Here is a 26823-nt window from a genome sequence, read left to right on the forward strand (position 1 = left end):
TCATGGGATAAATCTTATTTTATTCTGATCGGGATGCCGCGCCTTCCTGGTATGGGTTTTTTGATATAAATTCATCGCACCCCAAAGATAAAAAATGACTGTAACTTGGCTGGTTGACGCCTCCGCATCCGTTTTATTCAGGAATGACGGTTTTTGTTAACATTAATGATTTCATTTTGAAATCGTTTCCAGTAGTCGGCATTCGTGCCAGATATAATCAGAATTCTCCTGAATTCTTTCATTAAAATATAATCGGATTCTCATTTTCGAGCCGGGTTGGCTTGATGATTATCATTTCGCTTTGAAATTTAAGCGCTTATTAATTCGCCCACGGATGGGCGTGCCGAAGCGGTAGATGTTGAGTATTACTAAGGAACAGTCGATGAAATTTAGCGTAATGTCTAATGCCGCCTGGATGATGTCTGAAAAGATTATCTCCGTTTTTGGCGTCATTTTCGTGACGTCTTACGTGGCTAAATCCTTTGGCCCAACCCTATTTGGGCAGATGGCGTTTTCAACATCGTTATTTGCCATGGTGCAAACCATAGCCCTATTTGGCACTGAAACTATTTTGTTTAAACGTGTCAGCAAAAATGCCACCAAAGGTTTGCGCTTAATGCGTATTGCACGTACTTTGCGTATGGTTTTATTACTTATTACCTCGGCACCAGTGTTAATTTGGGTCTGGTACAACATGCAGGAAAATTTCCTGGCATTTGCGCTGGCTTCATTTGTTGCCTCTGTTTTTGTCACGCAGGATACGTTTAGCGTTTATAACAATGCACGTCTTGCATCAAAGCTGAATACCGTGGCGAATGCCGTCGGCATGCTGGTGAGTTTTGCGTTGAGTTTCACTATTGCCTGGCTACGCCTGAATCCGCTGTGGCTGACATTGTCAGTTATCACGGTAACGCTGGTGCCGTATGTCATTAAACGCTACTGCTTTTACCAACAGCATCAGGAGCAATTTCCCCCGCGGGAAACACGCACCCTGTATTTGCGTTATCTGCTGTATGCGGGCTTGCCATTGGCCATTTCCAGCATTTTTATTTCTGTCCAGGTCAAAACCGCGCAGATGTTTTTGGCCGGCATCGCCTCGGCGCGCGAGCTGGGTTTATTTGCTGCTGCCAATACGATTGCCGCGTCCTGGATTTTTATTCCCGTGGCGCTGATTACCTCCTGTTTCAGCGAGATTTTTCGTGCGCGTGGAGACGAAGCCGTCAGGCTGACGGCCCGGCTCAATGGCTACGTGATGGCCGTGTCGCTGTTGATGTTGTTTATCGTCGCGTTGTGGGGTGAGCACATTATTGTGGCGTTATATGGCCCGGCCTACAGGCAGTCAGGCAACCTCATCACGCTGTTATCCCTGGCGACCAGTTTTTCGGCAATGGGAACCGTCGCGTACCGTTTTATGGTGAAAGAAGGGGGCTTTGATTATTTACTGAAGAAAATCATTTGTCTGGTGCTCATCAGCATCCCGCTTTCCTGGTGGCTAATTCAGGGCTACGGCATCATGGGGGCCGCCTGGAGCGTTTTTCTGTCTGAGCTCCTGTCCCTCACCGTCATGAATTACTTCTTTAAACGCGGCGTGATTCAAAAAATTCAGGTTTCCTCACTTAACTACAAAACCTACAAATGAGGTCAAATATGCTCAGGTTGAAGCAAGAGCTCAGAAGAAGTTTGCAGTACTTTATTAAGAAGATGCCCTGGACTTATCAGGACCGTATTTATTACTTCCGCAAGTTCAGAAAGCTCCCGAATCTGCGTGAGCCCAAGGTCTTCAACGAAAAAGTGCTGTATCGCAAGTTTATCCATGGTGATTATCAGCTGTATGCGCGCCTGTCCGATAAGTATTCGGTGCGCGACTATATTGCGGAAAAGATTGGTAATGACTATCTGATTCCGTTGCTCCACGACACCACCGATCCCACCACGTTGAATGATCTTACGCGCTGGCAGGGCACGGTTATCAAACCGAATCATGCTTCAAACATGGTAGAGATCGTGCTGGAAGAACCGGATGCGCTTCGTAAGCAGCAAATCATTCATAACTGCTATTCGTGGTTAAAAACCGATTTCGCCAACGAAGCGCGTGAGATCCACTATCGCTATATCAAGCCACGTATTCTGGTTGAGCAGTATATTGGTGACGGTAAAAGCGCGCCGGTTGATTACAAGTTTCATATGTTCAATAAGCGCGATGGCAATTTTGAGTATGTTCTTCAGGTCATCTACAACCGCTGTCAGCCTCAGCTTTCGATGAATTTTTACGTTAATAACCTCTCCGAGGCTTACCATAAAATTCGCGATACCGGCCTGGATGTTTCCCCGATCATGCCCTCACTGGAGCGGGCACTAGCCCTGAGCAAAACGCTGGCCAGTGACTTTGACTACGTGCGAGTCGACTGGTATATCCACGACCAGCACATCTATTTTGGTGAACTGACGTTTACGCCTGGCGCAGGCATGGTAACCGGACTGGATCGTGGCTTAGACAAGATGATGGGTGAAATGTGGATTCAGGAACGTCGCGGAACGCAGAGACCGGACGTTGACGTACAGGATGTCGCCATTCCTGTCATGTTGAAGAAAATTTGACTTTACACAGCAATATAAAAAACCCCGCTTTGCGGGGTTTTTTATTGGTCATTCAGGGCATTGGCCAGTTCGCAGGCGCACGGCTCATCATGTCAATGAACACTTCTTTAGAGACGCTCAAAAAATGGTGCACGTTTTCCATGCTTAGCGTGATGCCCATTAAACCGGTCACAAACCAGCACGACAGACCAACGCCCACGCCGCCACAGAGAAAGGCCATGACATGATGGCTGTCCTGGCGAAGGCGGGTTTTCAGTGTACTGGCGAAAAACATCATTACAGCGCTCAGCAATTCCCAGCGCATAACAAGAAAACTGGTGGTTAGGGTAGCCATCAATTTTGACCTCAAAATCGGAAAGGACGCCTGACTGTCTGCGAACATCACGTCGGCGGAAAAGTCTGTCAGGTGGGGCTCTTTCGTCGGCAACAAACGTCATAATGTGATGTGGGTCACATTATATCATCTGGTTCTCAATTTTTGTACAGAATTTGTTTGATTTGTCAGCGCAGTGTCAAGCCAGCGGAAGGGTAAAAAAGAGGGGATAAAGCCGTGCGCCCGATCGGGCGCACGCGGGCTGTTAATTAAGCGGACAACATTCACCCGTTGTACGCTGCGTAAAGCTGCTCATCGTTTCCCCACAGTCAAAGCTCAGCAGGCGTGGACGCTGAACCGCCTGGCGACGCATATAGTGACGATACGCCGTAGGCGTCTGGGAAAACTGGCGGCGAAAAACCCGTGAGAAGGTCTGCTGCGAATCGTAGCCATACTGCATCGCAATATCGAATACCGGACGCTGCGTCTGACGCAGGGCTTCTGCGGCCAGCGTCAGCCGGCGTTCGCGGATATAACCACCCAACGTCTGTTTCGTTACGCTACGGAACATACGTTGCAGGTGCCATTTCGAATAACCGGACTTCGCGGCCACCTCATCGATTGACAGGCTTTTATCCAGGTTCTGGTCAATCCAGTGGGTCAGTGAATGAATGATCTCTTCTTGTATCATGGCCTCATCCTTCTGGTGAATGTCCCCGTCACCGTGCATGCCGCAGTTTGTGAGGCTGATAATCAGCCTGCAGGGGGCGTGACGTCGTCAGGGCGGGTGTTGTTCTGATGGGAAAGGAGTATAATTCCTCAAGTTAACTTGAGGTAAAGTGCCAGATGAAAAAAGATCGCAATTATCCAAAACCGGTGCTGACACCGGGGGAAGTCGCGCGGCGAAGCGGCGTGGCCGTATCAGCGCTGCATTTTTATGAAAGCAAAGGGCTGATTTCCAGCACGCGCAATCCCGGCAATCAGCGGCGCTACAGCCGTGATGTCCTGCGCCGTGTGGCGATCATTAAAATCGCCCAGCGCATCGGCATTCCGCTCGCCAGCGTCAGCGACAGTCTGGAAAACATGCCTGCGGATAAACGCATGTCTGCGCAGGACTGGGGCAATCTGACGCAGCACTGGCGGGATGAACTGGATAAGCGCATCGAAACCCTGACGCGCCTGCGTAACGACCTGGATGGCTGCATTGGCTGCGGCTGTTTATCCATGCGTGACTGTCCGCTCCGTAACCCCGGTGATCGGCTGGGACAGCAGGGATCAGGTGCGGTCCTGCTGGATCCCGAGCAGGATGGTTCTCTGCACAAGGTAAAGTGACGTCTATACTGTCTGCATATTCATTCGCAGGGAATCATGATGATTACTGTTCACCATCTGGAACAATCTCGTTCGCACCGCGTACTGTGGATGCTGGAAGAGCTGGAAGTGCCTTATCAGGTTAAACGTTACCAGCGTGAAGCCTCCATGCTGGCACCGGAAGCACTGAAAAAAGTGCATCCCTTAGGCAAATCGCCGGTTATCACAGATGGCAATCGGGTGGTGGCGGAGTCCGGGGCCATACTGGAATACCTCGAAGAAAAGTACGACAGCGAGAAGCGATTACAGCTTACCGACGAAGAGGCGCGCCTCCAGGCGCGTTACTGGTTACATTACGCTGAAGGTTCCCTGATGCCGCTGCTGGTCATGAAGTTGGTGTTTGGCCGGCTGGGCAGCGCGCCCGTGCCCTGGTTGCTGCGTCCCGTGGGTGCCGCGCTGGGGAAAGGCGTACAAAAAGCCTGGCTGGACAAACAGCTCCACGTCCACAGGCAAATGATCGAAGATCATCTCTCGGCCAATCCCTGGTTTGCCGGTCAACGATTCAGCATCGCCGATGTGCAAATGAGCTTTCCTGTTCTGGCGCTGAGCCAGCGCGCCGGCTTGCACAATGCGCCCGCCACGCAAAAATGGTTAACCACCGTTCAGCAGCGCGCCGCATGGCAACGGGCCATTCAGCAGGGCGGTGAACTCACTCTGCCGGGCTGAGGCGATGCGCTCTGATGACGCCGTCCGGCGTCATCTCTCTTCCACCAACATCCTCTTTCATCGACCGGTCACGCTGCCTGCAAGAATGTTACTGGCAGGTTTCCAGCACGTTCCTGATGTTACTAACCTGATCTTTATACGCAGTAATTCCCTCTGAACGGTTGAAAAGCGGCGGTTAAAGACCGGATAATCTGCCCCCTTCAGTCTGGTGGTGCTTGTTACACCCGTTCTGCGTGGCGAAGTAAACGTTTGCCTTTTGTCGGTTGCCCGTGGGTAAAGACATATTCAGGGAATGCAGAACGGTGACCGCGTGAATTACACAATAAAAATTTTTGAGGCTTAACTATGTCAATTGAATCACGCCCGACCAGTGGAAGACTGGATGCCTGGTTCGCCATTTCGGCCCGTGGCAGCAGCGTGCGACAGGAAATCCTGGCCGGGCTGACGACCTTTCTTGCCATGGTCTATTCGGTGATCGTGGTCCCCGGTATGCTGGGTAAAGCGGGGTTCTCTCCTACGGCGGTGTTTGTTGCCACCTGCCTGGTGGCAAGCTTCGGGTCAATCCTGATAGGGCTGTGGGCCAATTTACCCATGGCGATTGGCTGTGCAATCTCGTTGACGGCCTTTACAGCGTTCAGTCTTGTACTGGGTCAGCACATCAGCGTGCCGGTCGCGCTTGGCGCTGTGTTCCTCATGGGGCTGCTGTTTACGCTGATTTCCACCACCGGGATTCGGGCCTGGATCTTACGTAATTTGCCCATGGGCGTCGCACACGGTACGGGCATCGGGATTGGCCTGTTTTTACTGCTGATTGCCGCTGACAACGTGGGGCTGGTGGTCAGAAACCCTGGCTCAGGTTTACCGGTGGCGTTGGGGCACTTTACCTCCTTCCCCGTCCTCATGTCTTTGCTGGGGCTGGCGGCGATTTTTGGTCTGGAGAAGCGCCGGGTGCCTGGCGGTATTTTGCTGACGGTCATCGTGATCTCTGCTCTCGGCCTGGCCTTCGATCCCGCCGTCCGCTGGCAAGGGCTGTTTGCGCTGCCGAGCCTGCGTGATGCGCAGGGGACATCGCTGTTTTTCAGCCTCGACATTATGGGCGCGTTGCAGCCTGCCGTCTTGCCCACCGTACTGGCGTTAGTGATGACGGCGGTATTTGATGCGACCGGCACGATTCGCGCCGTGGCCGGGCAGGCCAATTTACTCGATAAAGACGGGCAGATTATTAACGGCGGACGGGCACTGACCACGGATTCGCTGAGCAGCCTGTTTGCCGGACTGGTGGGCGCGTCGCCTGCCGCGGTATATATTGAATCGGCGGCCGGTACGGCGGCAGGCGGTAAAACCGGCCTGACGGCAATCGTCGTGGGTCTGCTGTTTCTGGTGATTCTGTTTATGTCTCCGCTGGCTTATTTGGTACCAACTTATGCGACGGCACCCGCCCTGATGTATGTCGGCCTGCTGATGCTGAGCAACGTCGCTAAAATCGACTTCGCCGACTTTGTCGATGCGATGTCGGGCCTGCTCACCGCAGTCATTATTGTCCTGACCTGTAACATTGTTACCGGCATCATGATCGGTTTTGCCACCCTGGTAGTTGGCCGACTGTTTGCCGGTGAATGGCGTAAGTTAAATATTGGCACGGTCGTGATTGCCGTTGCGCTGGTGGCTTTTTATGCCGGAGGCTGGGCGATCTGACTGTCTGACCGGACGTGCAGCCGTGCGTCCGGAATTTTCCGCTTTTTCCTCACCGAAGCACACGTAGCTTTTTCCGCGCTTGCCAGTTTGTTTTACACTTTATCTTCACGTTGATTCAAAGATAACAACCCGCCTAAGGAAAGCATGGAAATCTTTTTTACTATTTTGATCATGACGCTGGTGGTGTCGCTCTCTGGGGTCGCCGCGCGTATCTTGCCTTTTCAAATCCCGCTGCCGCTGGTGCAAATTGCCGTTGGTGCGCTGCTGGCCTGGCCCACGTTTGGGCTGCATGTGGATTTTGACCCGGAATTATTCCTCGTCCTGTTTATTCCGCCGCTGCTCTTTGCCGACGGCTGGAAAACACCGGTCAGCGAGTTTCTGCACTATGGACGGGAAATCCTTGGCCTGGCGCTGGTACTGGTGTTGATCACCGTCGTCGGTATCGGCTACCTGATTTACTGGACCGTGCCGGGCATTCCGCTTATCCCTGCGTTTGCGCTGGCCGCCGTGCTCTCACCCACCGATGCCGTGGCCCTTTCTGGTATCGTCGGTGAAGGCCGCATTCCTAAGAAAATCATGGCGATTCTGCAGGGCGAAGCCTTGATGAACGATGCCTCTGGCCTGGTTTCACTGAAGTTCGCCGTCGCGGTCGCGATGGGCACCATGGTATTTAGCTGGGGCGGTGCCAGCGTAGAGTTCCTCAAGGTGGCGCTGGGCGGCCTGGTGGCTGGGGTTGCGGTCTGCTGGCTTTACGGGAAGTCGCTACGTGTGCTGAACCGCTGGAGCGGCAGTGATGACGCAGCCACACAAATTGTTCTGCTGTTACTGCTGCCTTTCGCCTCTTATCTGATTGCTGAGCACCTCGGCGTATCCGGGATCTTAGCCGCCGTCGCGGCCGGGATGACGATTACGCGCTCTGGCATTATTCGTCAGGCACCGCTGACGATGCGCCTGCGCGCCAACAGCGTCTGGCATATGCTGGAATTTGTGTTTAACGGCATGGTGTTCCTGATGCTGGGTCTGCAACTGCCCTCTATCCTGCAAAAATCCATCGCCGAGGCCAATGCGGATCCCAATGTGGATATCTGGATGATTTTTGCCGATATCGTGCTGGTCTATGCGGCGTTAATGGTGGTGCGCTTCGGCTGGTTGTGGATTATGCAGCGCTTCAGTAAACGGTTGCTGAAAAACAAGCCGTTAGTGTTCTCCTCGTACTCACTGCGTGAACTGTTAATCGCCTCCTTTGCGGGCGTGCGCGGTGCGATTACGCTGGCCGGTGTGCTGTCGATCCCGCTGTTTCTGAGCAACGGCAATCCTTTCCCGGCCCGTTACGAACTGGTGTTTATCGCGACCGGGGTGATTCTGTTCTCCCTGCTGGTCGGCGTCATTATCCTGCCCATCCTGCTGCGCGGCGTCGAAACACTGGATAAAAATGCGCATCGCCATGAAATACAGCATGCGAAGGCGGTAATGGCGGGGGCGGCGATTGAGAGTCTGCAAAAAATGGAAGCCAGGCTCGAAAAAGAAACCGATGAAAACATCGATCCAGAGCTGCTAAAAGAGGTAAGCCTGCGCGTGACCGGGAATCTGCGCCGTCGCGCCGAGGGCAAAAATGACCTTGAACATGCCCTGTTTGCCGAAAATCTGGAGCGCCGTTTCCGTCTGACCGCGCTCCGTGCCGAGCGCGCGGAGGTCTATCACCTGCGTGCCACCAAGGCGATTTCGAACGAGACCATGCAAAAATTGCTGCACGATCTGGATCTGCTGGAAGCGCTGTTAATCGAGAAAGAGGCGTAACTCGCCGCCGCTTTCGGGCCCCGCCTGCTTCGCCGTGCGGCGGTGAGCAGGCGGGGGCATCAGACAGACAGGCGGGGTGCATCATCGGGCCAGTGGGCCCGGCAACAGGCGATCCACGCCTGCGCACTGCGCGACAGATAACTTCCTTCCCGCCAAATCAGCCCCAGATGCCACTGAAGTTCAGACGCCAGCGGCAGCCACAGTAACGACTGCTTATCTAAACGCTGACAAATGGGTTCCGGCAGAATGGCCAGGCCCATCTCTGCCTGAACCATGGCGGCCAGAAAATCCCACTGCCCGCTTCGGACGGCAATCGTGGGCGTTATTCCCTGACGCTGAAACGCCTGCATCAACTGCCGGTTCAGTGAAAATTCTTCGTTAAAGATAAGCAGCGGATGCGCCGCCAGCTCAGAGAGTGAAAGCCGGGTGCGACGTAGCCAGGGCGCCTTACGCGGCAGCAACACACAGAGCGGATGGCGCATAAGGGATAAGGTGGCGAGGGGCAGTTCGGGATCGACCGGGAGCGCCGTCAGGGCGATATCCAGTGTTCCGGTCAGCACGGCTTCCTGCACCGTCAGCCCGCCAAATTCAGCAATGTTGAGTTCCAGGCCCGGATAGCGGCGGCGAAACGCGGAGACGGAACCGGCAATCTGCATGCCCACCATTGGGGGAATACCGAGGCGCAACTGGCCGGTTTTCAGATCGTTAATATCGCCTATCTCTGCCTCAAGCTGATGAAACTCTTGCAGAATCGCCAGACCGCGTTGGTAGACCGCCTGACCGCTGTCCGTCAGATGCAGGCGGCGACCATCACGCAGGAGTAAGGCACAGCCCAGTTCCTCTTCTAACTGGCGCACCATTTTGCTGATTGTCGGCTGCGTCACGAACAACGCCTGTGCAGCCCGGGTAAAGCTTTGTTGGCGGACGACCTCGGTAAAGTAACGCAGGGCGCGAACGTCCATAACTATTCCCTTTTGGCATGATTTGGATAATTTTAATTCATTTCTTTCACCCCATACAGCAAATCTATACTGGACGCATTCATTCCAGAGGGGAAAGACAAATGGCACTGGCCTTGCGTCGCCTGAACGTCAGCCACATAAACCGGCTGAGCGTGCCGGTACAACTGGCGCTCTACATCTCGCTGTTTATCGCCAGCGAACAGTTGGTGAACTGGCTGCACTTGCCGCTGCCAGCCAACGTGGTAGGCATGCTCCTGCTGCTGTTGCTTATCGCGCTGCGTATTTTACCCCTGCGCTGGGTAAAGGCCGGGGCAAGCTGGTTGCTGGCAGAGATGCTACTGTTTTTTATCCCGGCGGTGGTTGCGGTCATCAACTACGCGGACCTGCTGCAGGTGGACGGCTGGCGAATTTTTCTGGTGATTGCGGTCAGTACCACGCTGGTGCTGGCGGCAACGGCGCTGGTTGTGGACCGGCTTTATCGGTTTGAAGTGGCGCGCGCGGCGCGTAAGAAGAACAACGATGCCTGATTTGCCGATCAGCCTCCTGTGCGCGGCCGCCACGTTAGTGATCTACTACGTGAATAAACGGCTGTATCGCCGCTGGCCAACGCTGCTGCTGATGCCGTTGATCATGACGCCCATGATTCTGGTGCTGCTGTTGCTGGTCACCCATATCAGCTGGCAAAACTACATTGCCGAAAGTCACTGGTTGCTGTGGCTGTTGGGGCCCGCCACGCTGGCGTTTGCAGTGCCCGTGTACGAAAACATGGACGTGATAAAACGCCACTGGTTATCGCTCAGCGCCGGTGTGCTGACCGCCACCACGGTATCGGTGTGCAGCTCGGTGTGGCTGGCGCGTTTGCTGAGTTTGCCCGAAAGCCTGCAACGCAGCCTGGCGGTGCGCTCCATTACCACGCCTTTTGCCCTGGCGGCCGCCAAACCCATGGGCGCACAGCCCGATCTGGTGGCGCTGTTTGTGGTCATTACTGGCGTATTTGGCATGGCGGTCGGCGACGTCCTGTTTTTACGCATTGCTATCCAGCAAAGCGTGGCGAAAGGGGCTGGATTTGGGGCCGCCTCCCACGGTGCGGGCACCGCGCGGGCTTACCAGCTGGGCCAACAGGAAGGCGTCGTGTCCAGCCTGGTGATGATGTTATCCGGCGTGGTTACGGTGATTCTGGCACCGTTAATCGGGCACATTATGTGGGCACAGTAAGGCGGCAGACGGCACAACGGTGCCCGCCGTCACTGGCCAGCTGACAGACATGATTGTCATGAATGACATCACTTTTTACGTAAAGCTTTCCAAATAAAGTTGTCACCTCGTTTCAGACTGCTACCCTTGAGGCGGAATTATTGGACCCCTCATGGAGTAGAATCATGTTTAAACAACTTGTCACAGGAAGCGCGCTGAGCGTTATGTTGCTGAGCGGCGCTGCGCAGGCTATCGAAGGCAGCGTGGATGTGGGCGAGCACAGTACGAATCTCAATCTCGGACTGGGCACCACGTCACCGGGCCTGTTCCTGAATGGCAACTGGTTACGTAGCGATCATGACGGAAGCACCTACGGTGCAGGACTGGGTTACAACGTTGATGTTGGCGATTTGCGCCTGGCGCCAACCGCAAAGGCGATTTTTACCCATCCTGAAGACGGGAAAGACGGATTTGCGGTGGCGCTGGGCGGCAGCGCGCAGTACAACATCAACAGCATGTGGGGCTTATTCGGTCAGTACTATTACGCACCAGAAGGCCTGACTGACCACCTGGACAGCTATCAGGAGGCAAGCGGTGGTGTGAGCTTCACGCCTGTTTCTCTGCTTAACCTGCGCGTCGGTTATCAGTATATTGAGCTGAATAACAAAGGTGGCCGTAAAGATAACGTACTGGTCGACGGTCCGTACGTCGGCGCGTCACTGCGTTTCTGACAGCGGTCTGAGAAAAAGGGCAGCGACCTGGCGGTGGCTGCCCTTTTTTTATTGCAGGCACTACAGATTAGTGTGCTTTACCCTGCTCAATACCTGAACCCGTCTGGGAACGAATAAACTGTGCCCGGAAACGGGAGCGTTCTTCAGCACCCTGCGGTGAATGGTCGGTAATGGAAAACAGCCAGGTGCCAATAAAGGCGATGGCAATGGAGAACAGCGCCGGATATTCATAAGGGTAAATGGGGGAAGCGTGTCCCAGCACCTGTACCCAGACCGTGGGTCCCAGGATCATCAGCACCACTGCCGTGATCAGCCCCAGCCAGCCGCCCACCATCGCACCTCGTGTGGTGAGCTTTGACCAGTACATGGACAGCAGGATAATCGGGAAGTTACAGCTGGCCGCGATCGAGAAGGCCAGTCCCACCATAAACGCGATGTTCTGCTTCTCAAACAGAATGCCCAGCGCGATGGCTACTGCGCCCAGCACCAGCACCGTAATTTTCGATACCCGAAGTTCGTCGCGCTCGCTGGCCTGGCCTTTACGGTAAACGCTGGCGTACAAATCATGCGACACCGCCGACGCGCCAGCCAGGGTCAGGCCCGCCACCACCGCCAGAATCGTGGCGAAAGCGACGGCGGAAATAAAGCCCAGGAAGGTACTGCCGCCCACGGCGTTAGCCAGATGCACTGCCGCCATATTGGTGCCGCCAATCAGCGCACCCGAAGCATCTTTAAAGGCCGGGTTAGCTCCGACCAGTAAAATGGCACCGAATCCGATGATAAAGGTCAGGAAATAGAAGTAACCCATAAAGCCGGTGGCCCAGAAAACGCTTTTACGCGCCTCTTTCGCATCGGCGACGGTAAAGAAACGCATCAGGATATGCGGTAAGCCCGCCGTTCCAAACATCAGCCCCAGCCCCAGCGACAGGGCAGAGATCGGGTCTTTAACCAGCCCGCCAGGCTGCATAATGGCCGCCCCTTTCGGATGCACTGCCATCGCCTCAGTGAACAACGTATTAAAGCTGAAGCCGGTACTTTTCATCACCATAATCGCCATAAATGAGGCACCGAACAGCAGCAGAACGGCTTTGATGATCTGGACCCAGGTCGTCGCCAGCATCCCGCCAAACAGCACGTACAGCACCATCAAAATGCCCACCAGAATGACGGCGATATGATAGTTCAGACCAAACAGTAACTGAATCAGCTTACCGGCACCGACCATCTGCGCAATCAGGTAAAGCGCAACCACCACCAGTGAGCCGCAGGCGGACAGGGTGCGAATGGGCTTTTGTTTGAGGCGGTAAGAGGCAACATCGGCAAAGGTATACCGGCCCAGATTACGCAGACGTTCGGCAATCAGGAACAGGATCATCGGCCAGCCGACCAGAAAACCGAGCGAATAGATTAAGCCGTCATAACCCGAGGTATAAACCAGCGCAGAAATCCCCAGAAAGGAGGCGGCAGACATAAAGTCACCGGCCATCGCCAGCCCATTCTGGAAGCCGGTAATATTGCCGCCCGCCGTATAATAATCGCTACGCGAGCGGGTTCGCTTTGACGCCCAGTAAGTAATACTCAGCGTCGCACCGACAAAAATGACAAACATCACAATGGCCTGATAATTAACGGCCTGCTTCTGCACCGCCCCGGTAATCGCATCGGCGGCCAGGGCGGAAAAGGGCAGGAGGGCGGCCAGCATCCACAGCATAAGACGCATCATGGTTTTACCTCGCGGAGGATAGCCTTTGTCAGGCGATCAAACTCGCCATTGGCGCGCCAGACATACACGCCGGTCAGTAAAAAGGAGATAACGATCAGGCCCACGCCAATCGGAATACCGCGCGTCACGTTGGTACCGGCATGCAGCGGCGTACCTAACCAGCCGGGAGCAAACGCAATCAGCAGAATAAAGCCGACATAGAGCACCAGCATGATTAGCGACAGCAGCAGGGCAAAGGACTGGCGCTTATGGACCAACTCCTGAAAGCGCGGATTTTTTTCAATTTGTTGGTAGATTCTTTCCTGTTCGGGCAGGGCATCGTTCATCACATTATCTCCAGAAGCTTGCAGGCGTGGACCTCACGCAACGGCGTGAATGCGTTATATTTTTTTGTGACTACAGAAACACACTACGTAGGGAAGCGGTGGCGGAAAGCCTGATGCTTTCCGCCGGCGTGGTATTACGGCAGGGTGATGGATTGTTTCTCTTCAAGCAGTTTCTCAACGACGCCAGGATCGGCCAGCGTGGAGGTATCGCCTAAATTACTGGTATCGCCTGCGGCAATCTTGCGCAGAATACGGCGCATGATTTTGCCGGAACGGGTTTTTGGCAGCGAATCCGTCCAGTGCAGTACATCAGGCGTGGCAATCGGGCCAATCTCTTTACGCACCCAGTTACGGACCTCGGTATAAAGCTCCGGTGAGGGCTCTTCCCCGTGATTCAGGGTGATATAGGCATAAATAGCCTGGCCCTTAATGCTGTGCGGAATACCTACCACGGCCGCTTCGGCAATTTTCGGATGCGACACCAGCGCGGATTCGATCTCGGCGGTGCCCAGGCGGTGCCCAGACACGTTCAGTACGTCATCCACACGGCCAGTAATCCAGTAGTAGCCGTCCTCATCACGTCGCGCGCCATCGCCGCTGAAATAGGCATTTTTAAAGGTCGAAAAGTAGGTCTGCTCGAAACGTTCATGATCGCCAAACAGCGTACGCGCCTGACCTGGCCAGGAATCCGTGATTACCAGATTACCTTCACAGGCGCCGTCCTGAGGATTGCCTTCGTTATCCACCAGGGCAGGCTGGACGCCGAAGAACGGCGTGGTCGCCGAGCCGGGTTTCAGCACGGTGGCACCCGGCAACGGCGTAATCATGAAACCGCCGGTCTCTGTCTGCCACCAGGTATCGACAATCGGACACCGGCTGTTGCCGATTTTTTTGTGATACCACTCCCAGGCTTCCGGGTTAATGGGCTCGCCCACTGAACCCATGATACGCAGGCTGCTACGGTCGGTGCCCTCAATCGCTTTATCCCCTTCCGCCATCAGCGCGCGGATAGCGGTAGGCGCGGTATACAACAGGGTCACCTTGTGCTTATCAATCACCTGGCCCATGCGGGCTGGCGTCGGCCAGTTTGGCACGCCTTCAAACATCAGCGTCGTGGCCCCACAGGCCAGGGGACCATAGAGCAGATAGCTGTGGCCGGTGACCCAGCCCACGTCCGCCGTACACCAGTAAACGTCATCCTGATGATAATCAAAGACAAATTTAAAGGTCGTGGCGGCGTAAACCAGATAGCCCCCCGTGGTATGCAGTACGCCTTTAGGCTTACCGGTTGAACCGGAGGTGTAGAGAATAAACAGTGGATCTTCGGCCTGCATTTCGGCGGCAGAGTGGTTGGTGCTGGCGTTCTGCATCAGCTCATGCCAGTGCCGATCGCGTCCTTCAACCCAGCCGACATCTTTGCCGGTACGTTGAAAGACCACCACGTTTTTCACGCTGTTCACATTGGGATTTTTTAATGCATCATCCACATTTTTCTTCAGTGGAATCGTGCGGCCCGCACGTACGCCTTCGTCGGCTGTCACAATCAATGATGCGCTGGAGTCGATCACCCGGCCCGCGACGGCTTCCGGTGAGAAGCCGCCGAAAATGACGGAGTGCACCGCCCCGATGCGAGCACAGGCCAGCATCGCGACGGCGGCCTCGGGCACCATGGGCATATAAATCGCCACGACGTCGCCTTTTTTGACGCCAAGCAGTTCCAGCACATTGGCAAAGCGGCATACATCAGCATGAAGCTGACGGAAGGTCAGGGTTTTGCTTTCACTGGCATCGTCGCCTTCCCAGATAATGGCGGGATGATCGCCCCGGGTAGCCAGATGGCGATCCAGGCAGTTGGCGGCCAGATTGAGCGTGCCGTCTTCATACCAACGAATTGAAATATTGCCTGGCGCAAATGAGGTGTTTTTGACTTTGCTGTAAGGTTTTATCCAGTCGAGGATTTTACCTTGTTCCCCCCAGAAGGTTTCTGGATCGGTAACAGACTGCTGGTACATCGCCTGATACTGTTCGGCCGTAATCAGCGCGGTTGCTGCGATATTTTCTGGAACAGGATAGTTATGATTTTGGCTCATGGCGATTCTCCTTGAAGATGTTAATCATATGTCAATCAATAGTTAAGTGAAGCAGAGCAACAAGATTTGTTTCTTTTTTGCGCCATAGATCACGCGTTAACCTTGTTGACATAAAAACGTCGCAAAAGAATGAAAAACGCGCTAACGCCATGCAAAGGATAGGGATTTAGATTGCAACATTTTGTGTCTTGCGCTGTTTAAAAAAGCAGCGAACGAACCGCGTAGTGTTTGCCCACAATCTGAATAGCTATGCGAAAAATTATCGAAAGTTTACTTTTCATAACAGCAGGTTAGGAATAAATAGCCGCATCAGCATTTTATGCTTAAGAGATGGTTAAGTTTTAATCGAAGCCACCAAGGGTTGCATTTACTGCAGCGAAAATGGTACTTATCTCGCCCCTGATAATCAGGTATCAACTCAGACCGCGTCTGAAATGGGTTTAGAAATCATCGCATCGCAATGCGGGACGCTGTCTAAAACACCCTCTACTTTACCGGGCTTTTTGCTCACTTCCCTGTGTGTATTGTCTTCTGCACCTTCGCAGTAGAGAGAAACGGGTTTTGACTGAGGAAATTACGCGTTATGAAAGGTTTTAAAATCAGCCTTGCGTGGCAGATTCTGATAGCACTGGTGCTCGGCATCATCGTGGGTGCCGTATTGCATAATCAGCCAGATGATCGTGAATGGTTAGTCAATAATATTCTCAGCCCGGCGGGCGATATCTTTATTCACCTGATAAAGATGATTGTCGTGCCTATCGTGATTTCATCCCTGATTGTCGGTATAGCCGGTGTTGGTGATGCGAAAAAGCTGGGTCGTATTGGTCTCAAAACCATTGTGTACTTTGAAGTGATTACCACCGTTGCCATTGTGGTCGGGATTACCCTGGCAAATGTGTTTAAGCCCGGCACTGGCATTGATATGTCTACGCTGGCAACGGTGGACATCTCTAAATATGAAGCCACGACGGCGCAGGTACAGGAAGGGACGCACAGTCTGGTTGCGACCATCCTTTCTTTGATCCCGCAGAACATCTTTGCCGCGATGGCGAAGGGTGAAATGCTGCCGATTATTTTCTTCTCAGTCCTGTTTGGTCTGGGGCTGTCGGCCCTGCCCTCCGAACAGCGCGATCCGCTGGTCAACCTGTTCCGCGGCGTGTCTGAAACCATGTTTAAAGTGACGCATATGATCATGCGCTACGCGCCAGTAGGCGTGTTTGCTTTGATCGCCGTGACGATTGCTAACTTTGGTTTTGCCTCGCTGTGGCCACTCGCGAAGCTGGTGTTGCTGGTCTATGTCGCTATCCTGTTCTTTGCGTTTGTGGTGCTGGGGGCGGTAGCACGCTTCTGCAAACTGCGCATTACTACGCTGATGCGCATTTTAAAAGACGAGCTGATCCTGTCCTACTCGACCTCCAGTTCTGAAACCGTGCTGCCACGCATCATGGAGAAGATGGAAGCTTACGGTGCACCAAAAGCCATCACCAGCTTCGTCGTGCCCACCGGCTACTCGTTTAACCTGGATGGTTCAACGTTATACCAAAGTATCGCCGCGATTTTCATCGCGCAGCTGTACGGTATCGACCTGTCACTGACTGATGAAATCATCCTGGTGCTGACGCTGATGGTGACCTCTAAAGGGATTGCAGGCGTGCCAGGCGTTTCGTTTGTCGTCCTGCTGGCGACGCTTGGCAGCGTCGGTATTCCGCTGGAAGGACTGGCGTTTATTGCTGGCGTTGACCGCATCATGGATATGGCCCGTACCGCGCTGAATGTCGTGGGTAACGCCCTGGCGGTGCTGGTGATTGCCCGCTGGGAAAACCAGTTCGATGCAGAGCAGGCGAAAGCGTATGAATTGCAGTTACGGACGCAAACCGCGCCTTAATGCGGATTAGCAAATCAAAGGCTCAACGATGGTTGGGCCTTTTTTTTATTCTGTCTGGCTGCACCGCTCACGGCGCCACAAAAAAGCAGCTGGAAAGGATGAATTTTTCATTCGCTGTGTTAAAAATATCCAGAATAAATTATTCCTGTGGAGAACAAGCGTGAAAATCGATCTCAGTCAGATGGTCACGGAAGGGCGCAATCCGGCCAGCCTGAATATTGACGAAATGAGCACGGAAGCGATGCTTCGCGTCATTAATGATGAAGATAAAAAAGTTGCGCTGGCCGTTGAGGCTATTGTGCCGGCTATCGCCCGCGCTGTGGATATTATCTGCGCCGCCTTTCAGGCCGGTGGGCGACTGATATACGTGGGCGCGGGCACCTCCGGCCGCCTGGGGATCCTGGATGCAAGTGAATGCCCACCAACTTTTGGCACACCGCGTGAGCAGGTAACTGGCCTGATTGCCGGGGGCCATCAGGCCATTTTGCAGGCGGTGGAAAACGCTGAAGATAATGTGGCGCAAGGCGCGCAGGATCTGAAAGACATCCACTTCAGCCAGCAGGACGTGCTGGTGGGCATCGCCGCCAGTGGACGCACGCCTTATGTTCTGGGCGCGCTCGAGTACGCCCGGCTATGTGGGGCGACGACGGTTGCGCTGACCTGTAATCCGCACAGCAAAATGGCCGACGTCGCCGATATTGCCCTGACGCCCGTGGTCGGGCCTGAAGTGGTGACGGGGTCATCACGCATGAAGGCGGGGACCGCACAGAAGCTGGTCCTGAATATGCTGACGACCGGCGCGATGATTCGTACAGGCAAAGTCTTCGGCAATCTGATGGTGGACGTTGAAGCCACCAACCAGAAGCTGGTACAGCGCCAGGTCAATATTGTGATGCAGGCTACTGATTGTGACGAAGCCTGCGCCAGTGCCGCCCTGGCGGCCTGCGGCGGGCACTGCAAAACCGCCATTCTCATGGTGCTGGCGGAACTGAGTGCTGATGAGGCAAAAACGTTGCTGACCCAACATCAGGGCTTTATTCGTCGGGCGCTACAGGCTGCGGGAGCACGCTGATGGCGGACGTGACCGATGCACTTCTGCACGCTATCGTGCAGGCAGCAGGCGGCGCAGACAATATTGCCGTTTGCGGCCATTGTATGACCCGTTTACGCCTGACGCTGAAGCAGAATCAGGCTGACATCGCCCGGCTGAAAGGTTTGCCTGGCGTGCTGGGTGTCATCAAGGGTGACGATCAACTGCAGATCGTGCTAGGTCCCGGCAAGGCGCAAACGGCGGCGGAACGGATGCATTTGCTGCTTTCACAGGGTGCACCGAATCTGCAACAGGTGGCTGCGCAACAAAAACAGCAGATAAAGGCCAGACAGACCCGCGCGGTGCATCAGTTTCTGGCACGTTTCGCCACCCTTTTCACACCGCTCATCCCCGGCTTTATCGCCGCAGGTTTACTGCTGGGATTCGCCACGCTGATTGAGCAAAGCCTGCACCTCAGCACGCCGGGCGCACATCCTGCAGGCTTACTGCAGACCGTGGCCTATATGAAAGTGTTCAGTAAAGGGTTATTCACCTTTCTCAGCATCCTGATTGGCTATAACGCGCAAAAAGCCTTTGGTGGCACCGGCGTAAACGGGGCCATTATCGCCTCGCTGTTTCTTCTGGGCTATGTGCCCGATGCGAAGGTCGGCTATTACAGCGGCATGGACAGCTTTTTTGGTCTGGCTATCGATCCGCGTGGCAACATTATCGGTGTGCTGCTGGCCGCAATGTTTGGTGGCTGGCTGGAAAGGCAGTTGCGCAAGGTCATCCCGGATAACCTGGATATGATTCTTACCGCCCTGTTAACCTTATTAATCACGGGCGCGCTGACTTATCTGCTCATCATGCCGCTCGGCGGCGAGCTGTTTAAGGGAATGTCGTGGTTGTTTATCCACCTCAATAACAACCCCTTCGGCTGCGCCCTGCTGGCTGGGCTGTTTTTGATCGCCGTGATGTTTGGCATTCATCAGGGGTTTATTCCGGTCTATTTTGCGCTGATGGAAACCCAGGGATTTAATTCACTGTTCCCTGTTCTGGCTATGGCCGGTGCCGGTCAGGTGGGGGCCGCACTGGCGCTCTGGTGTAAAGCGGAAAAAGGCGCGTTGTTGCGCACCCAGATAAAAGGCGCCATCGTGCCCGGCTTGCTGGGCGTGGGTGAACCGCTGATTTATGGCGTCACGCTACCGCGGCTCAGACCCTTTATTACGGCCTGCGGCGGCGGGGCAGTGGGCGGATTTTTTATCGGTCTGGTGGCCTGGCTGGGGCTGCCGGTCGGCATGAATACGGTGTTTGGTCCTTCGGGTCTGGTCACGCTTCCGTTAATGACCTCGCATCAGGGCATTTTTGCTGGCATGGCCGTGTACCTGGGCGGTTTGATCGTGGCCTGGGTCAGTGGCTTTGTACTGACGTGGTGGTTTGGCTTACGGGATGTCGATTTAAGCTGAATCCATAAGGAATGCGCTATTAACCCGTCAAGCGGTACGGTAAGACGTTAGTCTCACTGCGGATGTCACGCGCCGGGCGCGGGTGGGATGGTGCTGCGCGCTAATCAGTTGCGTTAAAGTAAATCGTTAAAATGTAATGGGTTAAAAATCCCCGTGAGTAAACGAAGCCGCTACTGAGCGGCTTTTTTAATGCAATAAATTAACGCGTAGCACTAAAGTGTAAATGCGCCACTGCCGAAAACATAAAAAAAGGTAAAGCTTACCTTTCACGTGCTTTCATCCATGCTTCTGGTGCAAGTCTGACTGGTACTATCAAGGACTCCTATGCGCAACAACCAACCTGTTTCTCAGCGTGAATATGTGTATGACGATCATGCCACACTGATGACAACGACCGATCTCAACAGCTATATCACCTATGCCAATGATGCATTCGTTGAAGCCAGTGGCTTTTCATCTGATGAGGTCAAAGGGCAGCCGCACAATATGGTGCGTCACCCGGATATGCCACCCGAAGCTTTTGCCGATATGTGGGCGACGTTAAAACAGGGCGAACCCTGGACAGCGCTGGTGAAAAACCGCCGTAAAAACGGGGATCACTACTGGGTGCGGGCGAACGCGATTCCGGTGGTGCGCAACGGTCAGGTGCAGGGTTATATGTCGGTGCGGACGAAGCCATCCGCCCAGGACGTGAAAGCCAGTGAAGCGCTCTACCGTGATTTTCGTGAAGGTCGCGCGCAAGGCCGCCGCTTTCACAAAGGATTAATTGTCCGCAGCGGCTGGCGTCGCCTCGGCTCGATCTTAAAAACGCTGCCACTGCGCTGGCGCATCCGTACGGCGCTGCTGGCTTTACTGCCGCTGTCCGTCGCGGGCGTCTGGGCGCTGGGAATGGCACCGCTGGCGCTGAGCGGATTTGCGGGCGGCATGGCCGTTCTGTTGCTGCTTGCCAGCCTGTGGCTGGAGCAGCAAATTTCCCGTCCTGTTGAGCGCATGTGCAAACAGGCACTGCGCGTGGCCACCGGGGCCAGTCACCAGGTGGAGCAGATGGACCGCATTGACGAGGTGGGGCTGACGTTGCGCGCCATTGGGCAGCTAGGGCTGATGTTCCGCTGGCTGGTGGACGATGTGAGTGGCCAGGCGATTAACGTGCTGAGCGCCAGTGACGCCATTGCCCGCAGTAACAATGAACTGAGCCGCCGGACCGAACAGGCCGCAGCGAACGTGCAGCAAACGGCCGCGACCATGAACGAAATGACCGCCACCGTGAAGAGTAATACGCAAACGGCCCAGGAGGTGAATTCGCTCTCCGTCAATACCAGCGATGCGGCAAGCAAAGGTGGCGAGGTGATGAAAGAGATGATGAGTATGATGGCGGATATCGCCGACAGCTCAGAACGCATTGCCAGCATCACCAGCGTAATCGACAGCATCGCGTTCCAGACCAATATTCTGGCGCTGAACGCCGCCGTTGAGGCGGCACGCGCGGGTGAGCAGGGTAAAGGCTTCGCCGTTGTGGCTGGCGAAGTACGCAGCCTTGCACAGCGCAGCGCAAAAGCCGCCAGCGAGATTAAAGCGCTGGTGGAAACCAGCGCCAGCCGGGTCAGTTCAGGCAACGAGCACGCCGGTGCTGCGGGACATACCATGCAGGATATTGTGCAGCAGGTGCAGAACGTCACTTCGCTCGTTGCCCAAATCAGCGCGGCCACGGCGGAACAGGCGACCGCGCTCAGTGAAGTCAGCACGGCGGTAGAAGATCTGGACGATATTACCCATCAAAACGCCGCCCGCGTTCAGGAAAGCGCAGAAGCGTCGGGTCGTATGACCCATCAGGCTAACCGTCTGGTGGAAGCGATCAGCGTGTTCCGCTAAGTTTTGACCGGCCTGCCACCGGATGGTGTTGTGCCATTCGGCGTGATCACGCTCTTCGCGCGCGCAGGGTGCGAACCGTGATCATGCCGTCTGGTACGGCATGATCGCTAAGAGGCTTTCCCGTCCTAATCGTCTCTTCTGCTGCCCAATTGCGTACCCTCAGCCAACATCCCATCACGGCCTGACTCGTCTCAGAGCATCACGGCGTAACGCCTGTCTTTGCCGTCTTGTGACATAACAGCATAGCGCTGGGCGAAAGTCGTCAGGCGCACAGGTAGTCATTAATACTGCCTGCTATGCAAGGTGTAGTCATTTAACCTTTCGTGTTTAAACAGCGCTAAACGTGCTTTTCATTTTCAGTTTTATTGAACGATATGAGCAAAACCCTCTGCTTTTTCTTGTGCGATATTCCTCCTATTATGCTTTCACACAAGGCATGTAGCCTTATATAAACGAAAAAGACCGAGGAATTGACCATGAAAATTATCAAAACTTTTGCTGCTTTAATCGCCCTGACTATTCTGCCTGCTGCGGCTTTTGCACAAACTGTGACGGCGACCGGCTCAACACTGGACAGCGCAGAAGCGAAAATTGCTGCTCAGGCGCAGGATGCTGGTGCTTCCTATAAGATCACCGAAGCGAACACCAACAACGGTGTGCACATGACGGCTGAGCTGTATAAATAAGCCTTGAACGTCTGTGCTGACAGGACGCCTGATGGCGTCCTGGCTCCGTTTTTAGCGCAACAGAACCTGTCACTTTACTGCCTCTACTCCGCTTTCCGGCATCATTCTGCCCCATCGGGCCTGTCTCTTTGACCAACAGATCGTTCGCTTAACCGTTCAGCCTTTGCCAGAAAAGCCCCTTGTATGCGCGCCATCATCCCTCAATGCTGCGCGTACCGGCGATAACCCGGGCGCGGATGTCGTCCTGAACGGACGTAACACTGCGGCATCATGCGCAATGAATGGCAGGAGAAGGAAAAGGAAAGTGGGGGAGACAATGCGGAATCGACCGCTGGTCGCCTGCGGCAACTACCCCAGGCGACCAGAAAGGTTATGACACCTCTTCTGAAGCGTCGTGCATCATTTCATCGTGCGGCACATCGTCCAGAATCTGTTCAAAACTGCGCAGACGTTTATAGATCGACATTAACTCGACCAGGGTGGACCACGAGGTAATGAGGTACTGGAACGATCCCCGAACCTGGTCAAACACGTTGGTGATCTGGTTCAGCAGGCCCAGCGTAATGGCACCGGCCACAATAGACGGGAACAACAGGAACAGCCCGAACACGTTATCCACCTGCAGATAAAGGATGCGGCTGATATTGAAGTAAAGATAGTGAAAATAGAGACGGAAATAGTTAATCCGCACATTGTGGAACAGCACTTTTACGGTCGGCGGCGTGGCGCGATCGGCGTGATCTTCGCCGTAAACCAGCTCTTTACGGTAAGCCGCTTCGACGCGCTGGTTACGGAACTCCAGGCCGGGAAGCTTAATGCCCACCAGCGCCAGCAGCGCCGTACCAAAGAGTGACCACAACACCGCCGCGATCACCAGCGCATAGGGGATGCTGCCCAGAATCGGGATACTTTTTACATGATGTGAAAGCGCCACCAGAACGGGTAAAAACGCCACCAGGGTCATAATGGCCTGAATGAAACTCACGCCCCAGCCTTCCAGCGTGGTAGCAAAGCGCATGGTATCTTCCTGCACACGCTGTGCCGCGCCTTCAACGTGGCGCAGGCGCTGCCAGTGATGCATATAGTAATTATTCATCGCAGTGCGCCAGCGGAATACCCAGTGGCTGATGAAAAAAGCATTCATCACGCCAATGACCACCGCAATCAACGCGATACCCAGGAAGGCGATGACCTGAGCATAAAATTCGGCAATCTGTACCGAACCGGCTTTCGTCAGCGCTTTTTGAATTAAATCGTAGAACGGGCCATACCAGGCATTGACGGCCACGCCAACCTGGACGCCAAACCAGGTCACAAAAATAATCAGCGCGGAGCCCCAGACCGACCAGCGCTGCCAGGGATGGTTATCAATGATGCGCCACGCAAGAGCGAACAGGGCAACCATCAGCCAGTAATAGCCATAGAACCATAACTCACCCGGCGCAATAAAGCGCATCACCGTCGTGGGCAGGGGCTGCCTGATGGCGGCCCGAAACGCAGGCCAGAAATGGGCCGGTAAATCGCTGGCAAAGCCAAACCAGGCAAAAATCGCCAGTAAACTCCAGATGGCCGCCGAACTGAAAAACGGCCCAGGTCGTGGAAAGAAAGACTTAAACATAGGTACTCCGCTGTTGTGTAATCGCTTTTATAACGTCTTAACGGCCATCTGTCTGTAGCCTGTTGTTTCTGAACATGACATTGACAACTTATATGTTAATGAAATTGTGCTTTTTTGTTTCCTTAAACTAAGTATTTGTCAGTAATGGTGTTACACTTAGCGCCACTGTTACCGGTAACAGCTTGTTGTACCCGAAATCCGCAAATAAAAACCACTACAACGCGCATTCACTTCTCTTTTTCGTACCGCAGTTGATGCGGTGATGAGGCAATGTCATGTCAGACCAGAAAAAGGGTCATTCACGCAGGGATTTTTTGCTGAAGACCATCACCCTGGCGCCCGCAGTGGCGGTAGGCAGCAGCGCATTGGGTGCCTTTTCTGCACCCGCTCAGGCACAGGCCGCAACGCCTGCCGAAAGCCAGGTCGCCCGAGACTATCAACCCAGTTGGTTTACTGCCGAGGAATTTGCGTTTATCAACGCTGCCGTGGCGCGGCTGATCCCCGCCGATGAACGCGGTCCGGGCGCGCTGGAAGCGGGCGTGCCGGAGTTTATCGATCGCCAGATGAATACGCCTTATGCCACCGGGGCCAACTGGTATATGCAGGGCCCCTTTAACCCGGATCTCCCCAAAGAAATGGGCTATCAGCTGCCGCTGGTACCGCAGCAGATTTACCGTCTCGGCCTGGCCGATGCCGACCAGTATAGCCGGCAGCAGTACGGTAAGGTCTTTGCCCAACTGAGCGCTGAACAGCAGGATGCGGCGCTTCAGGCGATGGAGAGCGGCAAGGCCCATTTCAGCCAGCTCCCCGCCAACGTGTTTTTCTCTTATCTCCTGCAAAACACCCGTGAAGGCTTCTTTAGCGATCCGATCCATGGTGGCAATCAGGGCATGGTGGGCTGGAAGCTCATCAACTTCCCTGGCGCCCGCGCCGATTTTATGGACTGGGTAGAGCGCGGTGAACGGTATCCGTTCCCGTCAGTGTCGATTCGTGGAGAGAGAAGCTGAGCATGGCAAATGAATTAAAGAAAGTGGATGCCGTGATTGTCGGCTTTGGCTGGGCAGGGGCCATTATGGCCAAAGAGCTGACCGAGGCCGGTCTGAATGTGCTGGCACTGGAACGCGGTCCGCATCGTGATACCTATCCCGATGGATCCTATCCACAGTCGATTGATGAACTGACCTATAACATCCGAAAAAAGCTGTTCCAGGATCTGTCCAAAAGCACCGTCACTATCCGTCATGATGCGTCACAGACTGCCGTGCCGTATCGCCAGTTAGCAGCTTTCCTGCCGGGCACCGGCACCGGTGGCGCAGGACTGCACTGGTCAGGTGTACATTTTCGGGTCGATCCGGTTGAGCTAAAACTTCGCAGCCACTATGAGGCGCGCTACGGTAAAAAGTTTATTCCTGAAGGGATGACCATTCAGGATTTCGGCGTGGACTACCAGGAGCTGGAGCCATTTTTTGATAAAGCAGAAAAAGTGTTTGGCACCTCCGGTAGTGCCTGGAGTATTCAGGGTAAGGTTGTCGGCAAAGACAAAGGCGGTAACCCGTTTGCGCCCGATCGCTCTGACAACTTTCCGTTGCCCGCGCAAAAGCGCACCTGGTCAGCACAGCTGTTTGCCCAGGCCGCCGAGTCAGTAGGCTATCATCCTTACGATCTGCCCTCGGCGAATACCTCAGGTCCTTATACCAACACCTATGGCGCGCAGATGGGACCGTGCAACTTCTGCGGCTACTGCAGCGGTTACGCCTGCTATATGTATTCCAAGGCCTCACCTAATGTGAATATCCTGCCTGCGCTGCGTCAGGAGCCAAAGTTTGAACTGCGCAATAATGCTTATGTGCTGCGCGTCAACCTCACGGACGATAAGAAACGCGCTACCGGCGTCACCTATGTAGACGCGCAGGGGCGTGAACATGTGCAACCGGCAGATCTGGTCATCCTGTCAGCCTTCCAGTTCCACAATGTCCACTTAATGCTGCTGTCCGGCATTGGCCAGCCTTACAACCCGATCACTAACGAAGGCACGGTCGGACGCAACTTTGCCTACCAGAACCTGTCGACGCTGAAAGCACTGTTCGATAAAAACACCACCACCAACCCGTTTATTGGGGCAGGCGGTGCCGGTGTCGGCGTGGATGATTTCAACGCCGATAACTTTGACCACGGGCCGCATGGTTTTGTCGGTGGATCGCCATTCTGGGTCAATCAGGCGGGCACCAAACCCATCTCGGGTCTGCCCACCCCGCCGGGAACACCTAACTGGGGTAGCCAGTGGAAGGCCGCCGTTGCCGATACGTACACGCATCACCTTTCTATGGATGCCCATGGTGCGCACCAGTCTTACCGCGTGAACTATCTGGATCTGGACCCGAATTATAAAGACGCCTACGGTCAGCCACTGCTGCGTATGACGTTTGACTGGCAGGAAAATGACATCAAGATGGCGCAGTTTATGGTGGGGAAAATGCATAAAATCGCCGAAGCCATGAACCCGAAAATGATCATTGGCGGGGCTAAAAAACCCGGCACACATTTCGACACCACCGTCTACCAGACCACCCACATCAGCGGCGGGGCGATTATGGGTGAGGATCCTAAAACCAGCGCGGTTAACCGCTATCTGCAAAGCTGGGATGTGCCTAACGTCTTTGTGCCTGGCGCATCGGCGTTTCCTCAGGGACTCGGCTATAACCCCACCGGTATGGTGGCGGCATTGACTTACTGGTCAGCGAAAGCGATTCGCGAGCAGTATCTGAAAAACCCAGGCCCTCTGGTGCAGGCATAAGGATGATGG

23 protein-coding genes are annotated in these 26823 nt (G+C 54.5%); 16 read left to right on the forward strand and 7 right to left on the reverse strand.

Going from position 1 to position 26823, the window contains the following annotated elements; translation table 11 throughout:
- Positions 1-382: 382 nt before the first annotated feature.
- Both RAC90_RS09080 and RAC90_RS09085 read left to right on the forward strand, forming a co-directional pair.
- On the forward strand, positions 383-1639 hold the full coding sequence (locus RAC90_RS09080) for an oligosaccharide flippase family protein (RefSeq protein WP_033738990.1): 1257 nt from the start codon (positions 383-385) through the stop codon (positions 1637-1639).
- Between the two features lie 8 nt (positions 1640-1647).
- Entirely contained in the window at positions 1648-2598 is a 951-nt protein-coding gene (locus tag RAC90_RS09085; protein WP_039339061.1) for an ATP-grasp fold amidoligase family protein, read from the forward strand.
- Positions 2599-2650: 52 nt separating this feature from the next.
- Here the strand turns inward: RAC90_RS09085 and RAC90_RS09090 are convergent, their stop codons facing one another.
- Together RAC90_RS09090 and soxS are read right to left on the reverse strand one after the other, a co-directional pair.
- Entirely contained in the window at positions 2651-2932 is a 282-nt protein-coding gene (locus tag RAC90_RS09090) for a YjcB family protein (RefSeq protein WP_006121568.1), read from the reverse strand.
- 244 nt (positions 2933-3176) lie between these two features.
- On the reverse strand, positions 3177-3602 hold the full coding sequence (gene soxS, locus RAC90_RS09095; protein ID WP_006121570.1) for a superoxide response transcriptional regulator SoxS: 426 nt from the start codon (positions 3600-3602) through the stop codon (positions 3177-3179).
- Positions 3603-3757: 155 nt separating this feature from the next.
- On the opposite strand from soxS, the gene soxR reads away from it, so the two are divergent.
- The 4 genes from soxR (at position 3758) to RAC90_RS09115 (ending at position 8440) form a co-directional block, all read left to right on the forward strand.
- Entirely contained in the window at positions 3758-4243 is a 486-nt protein-coding gene (gene soxR, locus RAC90_RS09100) for a redox-sensitive transcriptional activator SoxR (RefSeq protein ID WP_006121571.1), read from the forward strand.
- 39 nt (positions 4244-4282) lie between these two features.
- Positions 4283-4948 (forward strand): glutathione S-transferase family protein, encoded by a 666-nt coding sequence (locus RAC90_RS09105; protein ID WP_033738991.1) that lies wholly within the window; start codon positions 4283-4285, stop codon positions 4946-4948.
- A 345-nt stretch (positions 4949-5293) separates the two neighbouring features.
- Positions 5294-6643 carry an NCS2 family permease gene (locus tag RAC90_RS09110; RefSeq protein ID WP_033738992.1) on the forward strand — a complete coding sequence of 450 codons (1350 nt, stop codon included), beginning with the start codon at positions 5294-5296 and terminating at the stop codon, positions 6641-6643.
- Between the two features lie 144 nt (positions 6644-6787).
- Positions 6788-8440 carry a Na+/H+ antiporter gene (locus RAC90_RS09115; RefSeq protein ID WP_375124259.1) on the forward strand — a complete coding sequence of 551 codons (1653 nt, stop codon included), beginning with the start codon at positions 6788-6790 and terminating at the stop codon, positions 8438-8440.
- 59 nt (positions 8441-8499) lie between these two features.
- Here RAC90_RS09115 and RAC90_RS09120 read toward each other — a convergent pair whose 3' ends face one another.
- On the reverse strand, positions 8500-9402 hold the full coding sequence (locus tag RAC90_RS09120; protein ID WP_367143484.1) for a LysR family transcriptional regulator: 903 nt from the start codon (positions 9400-9402) through the stop codon (positions 8500-8502).
- 101 nt (positions 9403-9503) lie between these two features.
- On the opposite strand from RAC90_RS09120, the gene RAC90_RS09125 reads away from it, so the two are divergent.
- From RAC90_RS09125 to RAC90_RS09135, 3 genes are all read left to right on the forward strand, one after another.
- Positions 9504-9929, forward strand: a complete 426-nt coding sequence (locus RAC90_RS09125; protein WP_039339056.1) for a CidA/LrgA family protein — start codon at positions 9504-9506, stop codon at positions 9927-9929.
- Positions 9922-10617, forward strand: a complete 696-nt coding sequence (locus RAC90_RS09130) for an LrgB family protein (RefSeq protein ID WP_033738999.1) — start codon at positions 9922-9924, stop codon at positions 10615-10617. The genes RAC90_RS09125 and RAC90_RS09130 overlap by 8 nt, the downstream gene beginning before the upstream one ends.
- Before the next feature lie 164 nt (positions 10618-10781).
- Complete coding sequence (locus RAC90_RS09135; protein ID WP_006121584.1) at positions 10782-11327, forward strand: YfaZ family outer membrane protein; 546 nt, start codon at positions 10782-10784, stop codon at positions 11325-11327.
- Positions 11328-11394: 67 nt separating this feature from the next.
- Here RAC90_RS09135 and actP read toward each other — a convergent pair whose 3' ends face one another.
- From actP to acs, 3 genes are all read right to left on the reverse strand, one after another.
- Complete coding sequence (gene actP, locus RAC90_RS09140; RefSeq protein WP_369974375.1) at positions 11395-13050, reverse strand: cation/acetate symporter ActP; 1656 nt, start codon at positions 13048-13050, stop codon at positions 11395-11397.
- Positions 13047-13376, reverse strand: coding sequence for a DUF485 domain-containing protein (locus RAC90_RS09145; RefSeq protein ID WP_006121586.1), 330 nt, complete (start codon positions 13374-13376; stop codon positions 13047-13049). Before RAC90_RS09145 ends, actP begins: the two co-directional genes overlap by 4 nt.
- A 134-nt stretch (positions 13377-13510) precedes the next feature.
- Positions 13511-15466: an acetate--CoA ligase gene (gene acs / locus RAC90_RS09150; RefSeq protein ID WP_110268077.1), complete on the reverse strand. Its 1956-nt coding sequence runs from the start codon at positions 15464-15466 to the stop codon at positions 13511-13513.
- 583 nt (positions 15467-16049) lie between these two features.
- On the opposite strand from acs, the gene gltP reads away from it, so the two are divergent.
- From gltP to RAC90_RS09175, 5 genes are all read left to right on the forward strand, one after another.
- Positions 16050-17351 (forward strand): glutamate/aspartate:proton symporter GltP, encoded by a 1302-nt coding sequence (gltP, locus tag RAC90_RS09155; RefSeq protein WP_006121589.1) that lies wholly within the window; start codon positions 16050-16052, stop codon positions 17349-17351.
- Between the two features lie 160 nt (positions 17352-17511).
- A complete protein-coding gene (gene murQ / locus RAC90_RS09160; protein WP_375124260.1) occupies positions 17512-18423 on the forward strand; it encodes an N-acetylmuramic acid 6-phosphate etherase in 912 nt (303 codons plus the stop codon).
- Positions 18423-19847: a PTS N-acetylmuramic acid transporter subunit IIBC gene (gene murP / locus RAC90_RS09165; RefSeq protein WP_325991882.1), complete on the forward strand. Its 1425-nt coding sequence runs from the start codon at positions 18423-18425 to the stop codon at positions 19845-19847. The genes murQ and murP overlap by 1 nt, the downstream gene beginning before the upstream one ends.
- A gap of 324 nt (positions 19848-20171) precedes the next feature.
- Complete coding sequence (locus tag RAC90_RS09170) at positions 20172-21716, forward strand: PAS domain-containing methyl-accepting chemotaxis protein (RefSeq protein ID WP_133745486.1); 1545 nt, start codon at positions 20172-20174, stop codon at positions 21714-21716.
- A gap of 476 nt (positions 21717-22192) precedes the next feature.
- Complete coding sequence (locus tag RAC90_RS09175) at positions 22193-22402, forward strand: DUF1471 domain-containing protein (RefSeq protein ID WP_375124261.1); 210 nt, start codon at positions 22193-22195, stop codon at positions 22400-22402.
- 370 nt (positions 22403-22772) lie between these two features.
- Here the strand turns inward: RAC90_RS09175 and sbmA are convergent, their stop codons facing one another.
- Entirely contained in the window at positions 22773-24020 is a 1248-nt protein-coding gene (gene sbmA, locus RAC90_RS09180) for a peptide antibiotic transporter SbmA (protein ID WP_375124262.1), read from the reverse strand.
- Between the two features lie 275 nt (positions 24021-24295).
- Here sbmA and RAC90_RS09185 point away from each other — a divergent pair, with 275 nt between their 5' ends.
- Together RAC90_RS09185 and RAC90_RS09190 are read left to right on the forward strand one after the other, a co-directional pair.
- On the forward strand, positions 24296-25027 hold the full coding sequence (locus tag RAC90_RS09185) for a gluconate 2-dehydrogenase subunit 3 family protein (RefSeq protein WP_054634656.1): 732 nt from the start codon (positions 24296-24298) through the stop codon (positions 25025-25027).
- A gap of 2 nt (positions 25028-25029) precedes the next feature.
- Positions 25030-26814, forward strand: coding sequence for a GMC family oxidoreductase (locus RAC90_RS09190; RefSeq protein ID WP_006121596.1), 1785 nt, complete (start codon positions 25030-25032; stop codon positions 26812-26814).
- Positions 26815-26823 lie beyond the last annotated feature (9 nt).

Source organism: Pantoea sp. CS_6 (genome assembly GCF_041954745.1).
Classification (GTDB): domain Bacteria; phylum Pseudomonadota; class Gammaproteobacteria; order Enterobacterales; family Enterobacteriaceae; genus Pantoea; species Pantoea stewartii.